The 12,183-nt window shown below is 64.1% G+C and carries 13 protein-coding genes; 5 read left to right on the plus strand and 8 right to left on the minus strand.

The genetic code is table 11. The annotated features are described in order from the left end of the window. Window positions 1-17: 17 nt before the first annotated feature. Window positions 18-788, plus strand: coding sequence for a FadR/GntR family transcriptional regulator (locus SALA_RS04380; RefSeq protein ID WP_049754586.1), 771 nt, complete (start codon window positions 18-20; stop codon window positions 786-788). After that, window positions 785-2,296 (plus strand): AMP-binding protein, encoded by a 1,512-nt coding sequence (locus SALA_RS04385; RefSeq protein WP_011541175.1) that lies wholly within the window; start codon window positions 785-787, stop codon window positions 2,294-2,296. The genes SALA_RS04380 and SALA_RS04385 overlap by 4 nt, the downstream gene beginning before the upstream one ends. Before the next feature lie 17 nt (window positions 2,297-2,313). Here SALA_RS04385 and SALA_RS04390 read toward each other — a convergent pair whose 3' ends face one another. The 3 genes from SALA_RS04390 to SALA_RS04400 are packed head-to-tail and all read right to left on the minus strand — an operon-like array spanning window position 2,314 to window position 5,805. Then, a complete protein-coding gene (locus SALA_RS04390; protein WP_011541176.1) occupies window positions 2,314-3,102 on the minus strand; it encodes an SDR family oxidoreductase in 789 nt (262 codons plus the stop codon). A 2-nt stretch (window positions 3,103-3,104) separates the two neighbouring features. Then, window positions 3,105-4,589: an aldehyde dehydrogenase family protein gene (locus SALA_RS04395; protein ID WP_011541177.1), complete on the minus strand. Its 1,485-nt coding sequence runs from the start codon at window positions 4,587-4,589 to the stop codon at window positions 3,105-3,107. Between the two features lie 22 nt (window positions 4,590-4,611). Further along, entirely contained in the window at window positions 4,612-5,805 is a 1,194-nt protein-coding gene (locus SALA_RS04400; protein WP_011541178.1) for a cytochrome P450, read from the minus strand. A gap of 63 nt (window positions 5,806-5,868) precedes the next feature. On the opposite strand from SALA_RS04400, the gene SALA_RS04405 reads away from it, so the two are divergent. Continuing rightward, a complete protein-coding gene (locus SALA_RS04405) occupies window positions 5,869-6,429 on the plus strand; it encodes a TetR/AcrR family transcriptional regulator (RefSeq protein ID WP_011541179.1) in 561 nt (186 codons plus the stop codon). 4 nt (window positions 6,430-6,433) lie between these two features. On the opposite strand, the gene SALA_RS04410 is transcribed toward SALA_RS04405, so the two are convergent. Genes SALA_RS04410 through SALA_RS04430 form a run of 5 tightly spaced genes read right to left on the minus strand, consistent with a single transcriptional unit; the run spans window position 6,434 to window position 10,912 of the window. After that, on the minus strand, window positions 6,434-7,324 hold the full coding sequence (locus SALA_RS04410; protein WP_011541180.1) for an acyl-CoA dehydrogenase-like protein: 891 nt from the start codon (window positions 7,322-7,324) through the stop codon (window positions 6,434-6,436). A 4-nt stretch (window positions 7,325-7,328) separates the two neighbouring features. Next, window positions 7,329-8,480, minus strand: a complete 1,152-nt coding sequence (locus tag SALA_RS04415) for an acyl-CoA dehydrogenase family protein (RefSeq protein ID WP_011541181.1) — start codon at window positions 8,478-8,480, stop codon at window positions 7,329-7,331. Beyond that, entirely contained in the window at window positions 8,480-9,232 is a 753-nt protein-coding gene (locus SALA_RS04420; RefSeq protein WP_011541182.1) for an enoyl-CoA hydratase/isomerase family protein, read from the minus strand. The genes SALA_RS04415 and SALA_RS04420 overlap by 1 nt, the downstream gene beginning before the upstream one ends. Further along, window positions 9,229-10,140, minus strand: coding sequence for an SDR family oxidoreductase (locus SALA_RS04425; RefSeq protein ID WP_011541183.1), 912 nt, complete (start codon window positions 10,138-10,140; stop codon window positions 9,229-9,231). The genes SALA_RS04420 and SALA_RS04425 overlap by 4 nt, the downstream gene beginning before the upstream one ends. Before the next feature lies 1 nt (window position 10,141). Beyond that, window positions 10,142-10,912, minus strand: a complete 771-nt coding sequence (locus SALA_RS04430; protein ID WP_041383085.1) for an enoyl-CoA hydratase/isomerase family protein — start codon at window positions 10,910-10,912, stop codon at window positions 10,142-10,144. 97 nt (window positions 10,913-11,009) lie between these two features. Between SALA_RS04430 and SALA_RS04435 the strand changes: the two genes are divergently transcribed. Both SALA_RS04435 and SALA_RS04440 read left to right on the plus strand, forming a co-directional pair. After that, window positions 11,010-11,423, plus strand: a complete 414-nt coding sequence (locus SALA_RS04435) for an SDR family oxidoreductase (RefSeq protein WP_011541185.1) — start codon at window positions 11,010-11,012, stop codon at window positions 11,421-11,423. Further along, window positions 11,420-12,181, plus strand: coding sequence for an SDR family NAD(P)-dependent oxidoreductase (locus SALA_RS04440; protein ID WP_011541186.1), 762 nt, complete (start codon window positions 11,420-11,422; stop codon window positions 12,179-12,181). Before SALA_RS04435 ends, SALA_RS04440 begins: the two co-directional genes overlap by 4 nt. Window positions 12,182-12,183 lie beyond the last annotated feature (2 nt).

The raw sequence follows: 12,183 nt of genomic DNA on the forward strand, positions 1-12,183 counted from the left end.
GGGGCAAGATTTTGCAGATGGATAATGGCAACGCGCGAATCCGGGTTCCGAAAACGTCGGAACTGGTCGCCGACCAGATCAGGGCGCAAATCATCCGCGGCGAACTTCAGGAAGGTGACTCGCTGCCCCCCGAAGGAACGTTGATGGCGACCCTGGGCATTTCGCGCCCGACGCTGCGCGAAGCCTTTCGCATCCTGGAGGCGGAAAGTCTGATCAGCGTGGTGCGCGGATCGCGAAGCGGCGCGCGGGTGCATCAACCCTCCACCGAACTTGTGTCCCGCTACGCCGGATATGTGCTGGAATCGCAAGGGACGACCATCGCCGATCTGTATGCGGCGCGGCTGGCGATCGAACCCACTGTCGTGCGCTGGCTTGCGACATCGAAGGGGCAGACCCCCGGCATGGCACGGGTGAAGGACATATTGGCCGAACTGGAGGATATGCTCCAGACCGACCGCCACGCCGAGTTCGTCGACAATATCGCGGTTTTTCACCAGGCCTTGGTCGAAGCGACGGGCAACAACACGCTGAGTTTCATGAACCGGATGTTGCTCAACCTCGCACGCAATCATCAGAATGATTATCAGCGCCGCCATCCGCGATCGAACGAGGAGAAGTACAAGAGCCTGCGCGCCGGTTTCAAATCCTATGTCAAACTGGTCAAGATGATCGAAGAAGGCGATGTCGAAGGCGCGGTGGCGCACTGGCGCCTTCACCTTCGCAACGCCAATGAAACCTGGGCGCAGCGCGGTGAGGGCGAGCGGATCGTCGATTCCCTGCACGCATGACGGCATCGTTCATCGATGCGATGATCGCGGCGGCGGCGCGTGCGCCGCAGGCGTCGCTGATCGTCGCATCGGACATGCGCCCGTGTGATACCACGCTCGGTGAGGTCACGGCGGCGGGGCGCCGCATGGGAAGCCGGATGACCAAGGCGGGAGTTCGGCCTGGTGATGTGGTCGGCTGTATGCTCCCCAATTGGCGCGAATGGCTCGTCGTCGCGGTTGCCGCGGCACAGGCTGGCGCGGTCATGCTGCCGATCGTCACCATCTATGGTGCAAAGGAACTGGCGTTTATCCTGCGTCAGTCGAAGGCGCGCTGGCTTTTTACGCCCGACCATTTTCGCGGCACCGATTATGGGCGCCTTGTCGCCGAATGCGGCGAATTGCCGATGCTCGAACGGCATATCCGTGCCGGAGAGGATTTCGGTGCGCTGGAAAGCGACGGGGCGATGGCGGACCCTGTACCGTCTGATCCCGACGAACTCGCGCTGCTGGTATATACGTCGGGGACCACCGCCGATCCCAAGGGGGTGATGCACAGCGCGCGCACTTTGCTGGCCGAGATGGCCTCGATGCGGGAAATGCGGCGTGAGAAGGACGAGGATATTGTCATCTCGCCCTGGCCTCCCGGCCATGTCGCGGGCGCGCTGTCGATGTACCGCTTTCTTTGCCAGGGAACGCCGCTGGTGCTGATGGATCAGTGGGACGCAGCGCTCGCCGCCGAGCTGATCGATCGCCACAAGCCGACCTCCTCGTCGGGAACGCCCTTTCACCTGTCGGGCTTGCTCGCGGCGGCCGACGTCCATGGCCATGACCTCTCTTCGCTCCGCCAGTATCTGGTCGGTGCGGCGCCGGTTCCGTCCTCGCTTGTCGAGCGCTGTCAGGGGCAGGGGCTCGCCGTCTATCACTGCTATGGATCGAGCGAGCATCCCACCGTGACCTCCGGCACCGTCGACGATCCGCTCGACAAGCAGCTCCACACCGAAGGCCGGGCGATCGCGGATTGTGAAATGCGCTTCGTCGATGACGACGGCAACGATGTGCCCGCCGGTTGCGATGGCGAAATCTGCACGCGCGGACCCGACCTCTTCCTGGGCTATCTTGACCCCGCATTGAACACGGACGCCTTCCTTCCGGGGGGCTGGTATCGTACCGGCGACATCGGCCGCCTCGACGACGACGGTTATCTGCTGATTACCGATCGCAAGAAAGACATCATCATCCGCGGTGGCGAGAATATCTCGTCAAAGGAAGTCGAAGCGCTGCTGCTCGCGCATCCGGCCATCGTCGATGCGGCGGCGGTGGCGGCGCCGGACGACCGTATGGGCGAAGTGGTCCGCGCCTGCGTCGTTCTGGCGCCAGAAGCGACGCTGACGATCGACGAATTGCGCGAACATTTCTTCGCGGCCGGCATTGCGAAACAAAAGACTCCCGAACGGCTGACCATCCTGCCCGAGCTTCCGCGCAATGCATCGGGCAAGGTGTTGAAGCATGAATTGCGCCGCTGTTCCTGAACCGGCGCCATCGAGCGTCAATTCCGCATGATGAAGCCGCCATCGACGTTCAGCGCCTGCCCCGTGATCCAGTCGCCCGCGGGCGAGCAAAGGAGCAGGAGGGCGCCGACCAGATCCTGGGGCTCGCCGCGCGGCTGTTTGACGACGCGCGCCATCGCGGCCTGGACGAAGGGGCTGTCCTCGGGGGTCAGTGCCTTGCCCGCGTCCGACATGGTCATGCCCGGCGCAATCGCATTGACGTTGATGTTCATCCGTCCGAGTTCGGTGGCAAGCGTCGTGGTCAGCCCCAACAGGGCGACCTTGCTGATGCCATAGGGCGTTTGCGCGGGAAAAGCGCCAGCGGACAGCTGGTTGACGATCTTGCCGCCGCCGCGCGCCTGAAACAGCGGGACGGCGGCCTTTGAACAGATCAGCGCACCGGTAAGGTTCACGCGCATCAAGCGTTCGAAATCGGCGATGCTCGTCTGGATCGCGGGCGTCCCGACGGCTTCGACCATCAACGCCGCATTGTTGACCAGAATGTCCAGTCCGCCAAAAGCCGACCGGGTTGCCTCCATCATTGCCGCAACCGATGCTTCGTCGGCGATATCGACCTGAATCGCGAGCGCGGTGCCGCCGCCATCGTTGATTTCGGCCGCGACGCGCTCGGCGCCTTCCTTGTTCAGATCGGCGACCACGACGCTCGCCCCGGCATTGGCGAGGCCGACGGCATAGGCGCGTCCGATGCTGTTGCCGCGCCCGCCCGCGCCGGTGACGATGGCGACCTTGCCGTCCAGATCGAACCGGGCATTGGTGAAATCCGGCATGCTTACGCCTCCTGCTTCGGAAAAATCGGGGCGCCGACGCCGATGGTCACGGTCTTGTAGTGAAGGAACTCGTCGATCCCGGCCTTGCCGCCTTCCTTGCCAAAGCCGGAGATGCCGATGCCGCCAAAGGGCGTATGCGGATTGATCTGGAAACCGCCATTATTATAGACGCCGCCCGCGTTCAGCCGCTCCGACAGGCGATGCACCCGCTGAAGGTCGTTCGACTGGATATAGGCAGCCAGGCCATATTCGCTGTTGTTTGCAATGGCGACGGCTTCATCCTCGTCATGAAATTTCATGACGATGACCGCCGGCCCGAAAATCTCGACCTGACTGATCTCATGATCCGGATCGGCATCGACGATCAGCGTCGGTTCGATGAAATTGCCGTCGGCCAGATCGCCGCCGCATCGACCACCGCCCAGTTCGAAGGTGCAGGCATTGTCGGCGCGGGCGCGTTCGAACATGCCCAGGATACGATCGACGGCGGCCTTGTTGATCACCGGGCCGACCGCAACCGTCGGGTCCATCGGATCGCCAACCTTGAACTGCGCAATGATCGCTTTCAGGCGGGCGACGAAATCGTCATAAATGTCGGCGTGGACGATCTGCCGCGTTGGCAGGGCGCAGCCCTGGCCGGACAGGCACCCGACGGTCCAGAAAACGGCGCGTTCCGCCGCCGCCTGAAGGTCACAGTCGGGAAAGACGATGCTGGCGGATTTTCCACCCAGTTCCATCACGCTGGGCTTGATCTCTTCGGCGCAGGCGGCCAGAATCTTGCGCGCGGTGATCGGCCCGCCAGTGAAGCTGATCTTGCGGATTTTCTTGTGCCGGACGATTGCTTCGCCGCACGCGGCATTGCCCGGCAAGATCGACAATACGCCGTCCGGTACCCCCGCCTCGCGGCACAATTGCGCGAACAGTTCGGGAGCAAAGGGGGTGATTTCGGCGGGTTTGCAGATGACGCAATTGCCCGCGGCCAGCGCCGCGCACACCTTCATGCACAGGGAGATCAGCGGCCCGTTCCAGGTGATGATGATGCCAATGATCCCGATCGGTTCGGGCACCGAATAGGAAAATTCGCCGCGCGTATCGAAGGTGCTCATCAATTCGCCGGTCAGCTTGTCGCACCAGCCGGCATAATAGCGGGTCCAGGCGACGGCCGTGTCGACCCCGCGCTCGCCGACCATCAGCGTGGTGCCGCCGTCGAGCGCCGCCATTTCGGCAAGTTTCGCCTTGTTGGCGTCCAGCAGGTCGGCAAGGCGGTTCAATATGTCGCGGCGCGCCTCCGGCCGCGTTCGCCGCCACTCATCGCGCACGGCTTCGGCTCTGGCGACAGCCTCTTCGACTTCCTTGGCCCCGGCGAGGGGGATGTCGGCCTGCACCGTCTGTTTGACCGGATGCAGGTGCGAATGCGTCCCACCCGTGCCGCTCGTGCGTTGCTCATGTCCCAGATGCAGATGCACCGCGGGTGCTGCGCTTGCCATGCTCTTTTCTCCCAAAATTATGTCAGGCGTCCCACGCCAGATGCAAATGTTCGAGGGCCATCACGCTGCCGCCGCGACAGCTTTCGTCGCCGGTTTCAACCTGGCGGAAGTGGCCGATCCGGCTGAACCAGGCGCGATAGAAAATGATCAATTCCATGCGCGCCAGATGCAGCCCCAGGCAGGTGTGGATTCCCGATCCGAAGGCGGCGTGGCGATAGAATTGGCGCTCGACCGACACCGTGGCGGGGTCGGGATTGAGCGCTTCGTCCCAGCCGACGAGCGGCAGGGGAGCAAGGATGCAATCGCCGGCGCGAAGCTGTGCGCCCTCCAGCTCCGTATCCTGAACGATGTAGCGCGGCGTCGCGACAAAGGCATAGCGTCGCAGCAATTCCTCGACCAGATCGGGGATCACGCCCGGATCGTCGATTGCCCGCTGCCGCAAGGCGCTGTCATGCGCCAGGTGGCGCATTCCGAAGCTCATCGCATTTGTGACCGTATCCAGCCCGGCAAGGAACATCAGGAAACCGATCGACATCAATTCGTCGAATTGCAGGCGTCGGCCGTCGACTTCGCTGACGATGATCTTCGAAATCATGTCGTCCTCTGGCGCCGCCATCCGCGCCTGGATCAGCTCGGCGATATGGCCCAGAATGCGCTGCGCGAGCAGGTTGCGCTCCTCCGGGCTGGCGCGGGCGCCGAAAAAATCCACGACCAGATGCCGGAACTCGTCAAAGCGTTCCATCGGAAAGCCGAACAATTCCATGAACACGGCCACCGGCAGCCGCGAGGCGACGGCGGCGACGAATTCGCATTCGCCCGCGTCCGCCACTTCGCTCAGCAGGCGGTCGGTCCATTCGGCGACGCGTCCTTCCAGCGGTTCGATCGCCTTGGATTCAAAAAAAGGGCGCAGCATCTGTCGATATGGCCGGTGCTCGGGCGGATCGAGCATTTCGGGAATCATCTTCGGCTGGTTGGGGTTTGGGGGAATCGACAGATAGCGGCTCGAAAATATCTCCGGGTGCCGCACCACATGCTGCACCGACGCGCCGGTGTTGCAGACCCAATGGCCGCCGTGGGCGTTGGTCCAGAATACCGGCGGCGCGGTTTCCTTCAGCTCCCAATAGCGTGCGTGACAATCGGCAAGGATGCCGGGATCGGCGATATAATCGAATTCGAACACCGGCGAACGCGCCGGTTGCACGGGCGACTCACTCATCTATCCTCTCCTCTTGCCAACAAGTAAACGCACGTTTACATCGGGAGTCAACGGGGAGGCGTCATGGCGACAAAGATTGACCTGCGGCCGCGCGATGCCGACCGGACGCGCGAAGCGATATTGCAGGCAGCGCAGCAGGTGTTTGCCGAGAAAGGTTTCGCCGCAGCGACGATACGCGACATCACTGCGCGTGCCGGGGTGAACCAGTCGCTCGTCAGCCGCTATTTCGGGGGCAAGCTCAAATTGTTCGAGGCCGCGCTGGAGGCGGCGCTGGACGCGCGGTTGATGACCGACCTGCCGAAAGCCCGATTCGGCAAGCTTATCGTGGCGCGCTTCGCCGACGGGGACGGGCGCGTCAGCCCCCTGCCGATGCTGTTTCGCGCAGCCGCCGACGCCGAAGCGCGCGTCGTGGCGCAGCGGTTGCTGCACGAAAGGGTGTTCGAACCGCTGGCGCGGTGGATCGGCGGGGCCGATGCCAGCGTTCGCGCGGCGCGTTTGATGATGATCTCGCTCGGCTTCTTTACGTACCGCGAACAGCTTCCGCTGGCCGGGTTTGCAGGCGCGGTCGATCCCGACCTGCGCCGCTGGCTGGAGGATGAGTTTCAGGCGATCGTCGACAACTGACATCTCAGGCACTGGCCAATAAGGCGCTTCGCTCGGCCGGAATGACGAACTGTAGCAGATGCGCGCGCTTCAGGCACAGATGGGGCAAGGCTTCGTCGGTCATGCCGATCCCGCCGTGCACCTGAATGTTGGCGCGGCTATTTTCCAGCGCGGCCTGGTCGGCGAGTCGCTTCGCCGCCGCCACATGAAACGCCGCTTCATCGGCGTTGGAATCGAGTGCGCACGCCGCATAATATAGCTGCGAACGAGCGACGGCAGCGCGCACGGCCATGTCGGCGCACATATGTTTGATCGCCTGAAACCAGCCGATCGGCCGCTCGAATTGTTCGCGTATCAGGGCATATCCGGCGGCCATGTCACGCGCCGCGTCGGCACAGCCGACCGCGAACGCAGCGGCGACAAGCTGGAGGTGCAGCGCAGCGCGGGCATCGGCAAGCGCATGAGCCGAAGGCGGTTCGTCGAAGCGGGCGACCGTTACGGTAGGGTCGAGCGAAGGCTGCGCGCTCAACGCTGCTGGAAGATCGAAAAGCATTGCGCGACGATCGACAACGCCCAGCGCGGCCGACGCATCGGAGCCGTCCAGCACCCGCAACATCCTGCCCTCGGTCACGGCCAGCGCGACTTTGACCTGGCGGGGTTCCCAGCGCGCGGCGACGGCGCTCGACAGCAGCGCCACCGGCGCTAGAAAGCGGCCCAACTCGGCAAAGACCAGCGCTTCGGTCGCGTGGTCCAGCTCCATTTCGGGGCCGGTCATCGAGGCCCAGCCCATCGCGTCGATCTGCGGCCAAAGATCGCGACTGCGCGAGCGCGCGTTTTCGAGCGGCATATGATCGCGGCACCAGTCGGCGGTGGCGGAAACAAGGGCAATCTGGTCGTCGTTCGGGGTCAGGTCCATCGTGTCACCGGGATTTGGGCAGGCCGAGCAGCCGCTCGCCGATGATGTCGCGCTGGATCTGGGCGCTGCCCCCGGCGATGGTGGCCGCGAAGCCGCGCAGATAATCCGCGACCTCGTCATCGTCGCCATATTGAAAATCGAGCATCGCGGCGCCTTTCAGCCGCACTGCCATGCGTTCCAGCCGTTGCCCGAGTTCCGATGTGAACAGGCGGATTACGGATGCCTCCGGCCCCGGCTGGCCCGTCCGCATGACTTCGGATATGTTGCGATAGGTCATCGCCCGCACCGCCGCGACCTCGGCGCGCATCTGGGCCAGATCGTCGGCGATGCAATCGTCCGCGATCCTGCCGTTCGCGCGCGCTGTAGCGATCAGTTCTTCGATTTCCTGGCTCTGCTTCACCTGATCGGCGATGAAGCCGGTGCCTCGCTCAAAGCTCAACGTGGACATCGCGACTTTCCAGCCATTACCCAGTCCGCCGACGACATTCGCCAGCGGGATGCGGACATCGTCGTAGAACACTTCGGCAAATTCGGTTTGCCCCGACATCTTGCGGATCGGCCGCACGGTGATGCCGGGGGTGTGCATGTCGCATATCACCCAGCTCAACCCCGCGTGCCGCCGCGACCCTTCCTCGGTGCGCAGCACCAGCTCTTGCCAGTCGGCGACATGGGCGAAGCTGGTCCATATCTTGGACCCGTTGACGATCAGCTCGTCCCCTTCGATCCGCCCGTGTGTCCGGATGCCGGCAAGGTCCGATCCGGCACCGGGCTCCGAGAAACCCTGGCACCAGATCGATTCGCCTTTCAGGATGCGCGGCAGATGCCAGGCCTTCTGTTCTTCGCTGGCGTTGAGGATCAGGGTCGGGCCGCCGTGATTGATGCCGACGAAATTGGCGCCGATCCACGGCGCGTGGGCCTTTGCATATTCCTCCAGCCAGATGACCTGCTGAACGATCGACAGGCCGCGCCCGCCATATTCGCTCGGCCAGTTGATTCCCGCCCAGCCGGCGTCGAACAATTGCCGTTGCCACGCCTTGTCGAACACGATCGCCTCGGCGGCGTCGATGGGGCGCTTTTCGGTCGGCACATTGGCGTTCAGCCATTCGCGGCATTCGTCGCGGAATCGGGCTTCATCGGGGGAAAAGCCGATGTCCATCAGCCGCCCTTTCGCGCGCTGCCGATCGCTTCGCCCTTTTGCCGCATGGCCGGGTCGAACCCCGCATTACGCATCAATTCATGGGAAAGGCCGGTGTCCAGCGCCATGCCGTCGGTGTCATAGACCAACCGCTTGTTCTCGGCATTGCTGTGGCGGCTGTTGTCCAGGATCAGCGCGGCGAGTTCGGTCACTTTCGCGTCCAGATCGGCGTCGGCGACGCAATGATTGGCAAGGCCCATCGCCGCTGCCTCGGCGCCGCTATAGGGACGACTGGTGAACATCATCTCCAGTGCCCTGGCCTGACCGATCCGGCGGGGCAGGCGCTGGGACAGGCCCCAGCCGGGGACAAGGCCCCATTTGCCGTGGGTGTCGGCGAAACGGGCGCTGTCGCCGCAGACGATGAAATCGGCGGCCAGCGCAAGTTCGAGGCCGCCGGTATAGCAGCTCCCGGAAACCTTTGCGATGACCGGCTGGCGCAGCTTGGTCAGGCGTTCCAGAATCAGCATTTCCTGGCGAAGCCAACCGAGTGCATCGGCGTGCGGCGCCTGTTTCAGGTCGTGACCGGCACAGAAATGCCCGCCCGCGCCGGTGATGACCACCAGCCCCGTATCGCGATCGCTTTCGAGGTCGCGGATGTGGGCACGAAAGGCACGGAACAGGTCACGGTTGATGGCATTGCGCTTGTCGGGGCGGTTGAGCGTCAGCGTACAGATGCCGCCGGAGTCCTCCCGGATGACGAGCGGTTTGCTCATGGCCGGTCCCCTCTGGTTTTGGCAATGGCGGCGCGGGCGCTGCCGCTATCGACGGCACGCCGTCCAAATTGTTCGCGGATCGGCACAAACTCGGGCATCACCAGGCTGCGCCGCAGCCAGTTCGCCGCATCGACGACCAGCGTGTGACCGCTGATATAGCTGGCATAGGGCGAACAGAGGAAGGTCGCCGCCCAGCCCAGTTCGCGCACCTCGCCGACGCGCATTCCCGGAATCGTATTGTCGCCGCGCTCGCCCTCGCGATGGCGGGTCATGTGCGCGGGCAGATCGTCGTGCGGAAAACGGCCAGGCGCGATGCAATTGACGCGGATTCCGTCGGGCGCCCACTCGACCGCCAGGCTCTGCGTCAGGTTGGTCACGCCCGCCTTGGCCGCCGCCGAATGCGACGTCCCCGGCCCGCCCGTCCAGCTATAGGTGGCGCCGATGTTCAATATCGCGCCCGGCAGTTTCGCTGCCAGTCGCCGTATCGCGAATTCGCGGCTGCAATTATAGGTGCCGTTCAGGACGATATCGACGACGGTGCGAAAGCCGTTCGGCGTCATTTCTTCTGCCGGGGCCGGAAAATTGCCCGCCGCATTATTGACGAGCACATCGACCGCGCCCAGTTTCGCTTCGATTGTGTCGAACGCCTGCGCGACAGCGTCCGCGTCGCGCACGTCGCAGGCGACGGCGATCGCCTCCGCGCCCAGCGCGCGGATCGCCGCGACGCCGGCGTCGAGATGGTCGGGCTTGCGGCTAAGTATCGCGACCTTCGCGCCCAGCCGCGCAAACTCGATCGCCATGCCCTTGCCCAGCCCGGTGCCCCCGCCGGTAACGGCCACGACCTGGCCCGCATAGGTGCCGTCGGGCAGCGCCTTGGCACCGAGCGGGGGCGGGGCGGGCAGCGCCATGCTATTTCCCCCTGTACCGGGGTTGGCGCCGTTCGCGCAGCGCCGTGCGGGCTTCCCGATAATCTTCGGTCTGGAACAGATAGCTTTGCGCATAAAGCTCGGCGCGCGTCCCGGTGCGGATCGCGGGGCCGTGCATCAGGTTGATCATCTCCTTGCCCATCGCCAGATTGATCGGCGGTTTGGCGGCTATGTCGCGGGCGATGTCCAGCGCCCTTGCGTCCAGTTCTTCGGGCGAGACAACGAAATCGACCGCACCCCATTCCAGCGCGGTTGCGGCGTCGATGGGGCGTCCGGTCAACACCAGATATTTGGTTCGCGACGGACCCACCAGCGCGGTCATCATCTGCGTCCCCCCGGTATCGGGCAACACGCCATATAAAATCTCCGGCAAGGCCATTTTCAGCGTCGTATCGGCCACCCGAATATCGGCGGCGAGTGCCAGTTCGCACCCGCCGCCGATAACGCCCCCCTTGAGCGCAGCGACGATCGGCTTGGTCGATTCCTGCATACGCAGGCGTCCTTCCTGGGCGCGGCGGACGAAATGAAAATCGCTTTCATCGCGCGCCCGATGGCCCAGCACGCTGGTATCGCGGCCAGAGCAAAAGCTCTTGCCCGCCGCGCGGATCAGCACGGCATTTGTGGTGTCTTCGTCAAGTGCCTCGCCAAGCAGGCGCTGAAACAGCGCCGACATGGCATCGTCCATCGCATTGTGCCGCTCGGCGCGGTTCAGCGTCAGGATGCGCAGGGCACCCTCGCGCTCGCTCAGGACCATTTCGGACACTTGCCGCTCCCAATTTCTTTCCGACAGGGCTTGCACGAGTTATATAACTAAGTCAATTATGTTGAAACGATCGGGGAGAGTCATCGCGATGGAGTTGAGCGGAAAGACGGCGCTCGTTACCGGCGCGTTGCGGGGAACTGGCGCAGCAATCGGCCGCCGACTCGCCAAGGCAGGGGCGCATGTCGTCATCAACCATGCGCCCGACAGGGATGCGGCCGGGCCAGTGGTTGCGGAAATCGCGGGTACCGGGGGACGGGCCTTTGCGGTGCAGGCCGACGTCGGCACGACGGCGGGAACCGTCGCGCCCGGCGCCGTCGATACGGCGTTTGACAGCGCGCTTATCGAGCGGCCCGGTTGGATCGAGTCGATAGAAAAGCTCACCCCAATGGGGCGCGTCGGCGTGCCCGAAGACATTGCCGACGCCGTAATGATGCTCGCGCGCGAAGACGCGCATTGGGTGACGGGGCAAATTGTCGAAGCAAGTGGAGGGCTGTTTCTGTGAGTATCGCGGGAAAAAATGCAATCGTCACCGGCGGCTCGCGCGGGATCGGCGCGGCGATCGTGCGGCGGCTGGGCGAGGGCGGCGTTCATGTCGCGATCAATTATGTCGGCAACCGCTCTGCTGCGGAGACGCTTGCTTGTGAAATCACGGCCGCGGGCGGCAATGCGTTCGCGGTTCAGGCCGACGTGTCCACGCTGGCGGGTATCGATGCGCTGTTCGCCGCCTGTGACGAAGCCTTTGGCGGCCTGCCCAACCTCGACATATTGATCAACAACGCGGGCGTCGGCCGCGGCGACCGCGACGGCTCCCTTGCAGGGGCGGATGAGGCACTGTTCGACGAGTTATTGGCGGTGAATGTCAAGGGACCGCATTTCGTGACGCAAAAGGCGTTGTCCCGGCTCCGCGATGGCGGCCGGATCGTCAATATCGGGTCGATGTCGGGCAAGGTCGGCCAGCCGTTCGCGGCCAGCTATGCGATGACCAAGCGGGCCATACAAAGCCTGACCTTTTCGACCGCGCTTGCCGTCGCAAAGCGGCGGATCACCTGCAACTGCATCGCTCCCGGTGCGGTGGCGACCGACTTCATCGCCGGGCTGCGCGCCAAGCCGGGGTGGGACGAGGCGACCGCGAAACACACGCCGATGGGTCGCTTGGGGGAACCCGACGATATCGCGGGCGCGGTGATGATGTTGCTGGGCGACGATGCGCGCTGGGTGACCGGACAGGTGATCGAAGCCAGCGGGGGCCTCGCCCTCTGATG

This window comes from Sphingopyxis alaskensis RB2256, from assembly GCF_000013985.1.
GTDB lineage: Bacteria > Pseudomonadota > Alphaproteobacteria > Sphingomonadales > Sphingomonadaceae > Sphingopyxis > Sphingopyxis alaskensis.

Bases quoted from the DNA above. Each gene is read 5' to 3' on its own strand.
- SALA_RS04410 (WP_011541180.1), bottom strand. From the start codon at position 7,324: ATGGACCTGACCCCGAACGACGACCAGATTGCCCTTGTTTCCGCCACC.
- SALA_RS04425 (WP_011541183.1), bottom strand. From the start codon at position 10,140: ATGGCGCTGCCCGCCCCGCCCCCGCTCGGTGCCAAGGCGCTGCCCGAC.
- SALA_RS04400 (WP_011541178.1), bottom strand. From the start codon at position 5,805: ATGAGTGAGTCGCCCGTGCAACCGGCGCGTTCGCCGGTGTTCGAATTC.
- SALA_RS04420 (WP_011541182.1), bottom strand. From the start codon at position 9,232: ATGAGCAAACCGCTCGTCATCCGGGAGGACTCCGGCGGCATCTGTACG.
- SALA_RS04430 (WP_041383085.1), bottom strand. From the start codon at position 10,912: ATGGTCCTGAGCGAGCGCGAGGGTGCCCTGCGCATCCTGACGCTGAAC.
- SALA_RS04385 (WP_011541175.1), top strand. From the start codon at position 785: ATGACGGCATCGTTCATCGATGCGATGATCGCGGCGGCGGCGCGTGCG.
- SALA_RS04380 (WP_049754586.1), top strand. From the start codon at position 18: ATGGATAATGGCAACGCGCGAATCCGGGTTCCGAAAACGTCGGAACTG.
- SALA_RS04415 (WP_011541181.1), bottom strand. From the start codon at position 8,480: ATGGACATCGGCTTTTCCCCCGATGAAGCCCGATTCCGCGACGAATGC.
- SALA_RS04435 (WP_011541185.1), top strand. From the start codon at position 11,010: ATGGAGTTGAGCGGAAAGACGGCGCTCGTTACCGGCGCGTTGCGGGGA.
- SALA_RS04395 (WP_011541177.1), bottom strand. From the start codon at position 4,589: ATGGCAAGCGCAGCACCCGCGGTGCATCTGCATCTGGGACATGAGCAA.
- SALA_RS04390 (WP_011541176.1), bottom strand. From the start codon at position 3,102: ATGCCGGATTTCACCAATGCCCGGTTCGATCTGGACGGCAAGGTCGCC.
- SALA_RS04405 (WP_011541179.1), top strand. From the start codon at position 5,869: ATGGCGACAAAGATTGACCTGCGGCCGCGCGATGCCGACCGGACGCGC.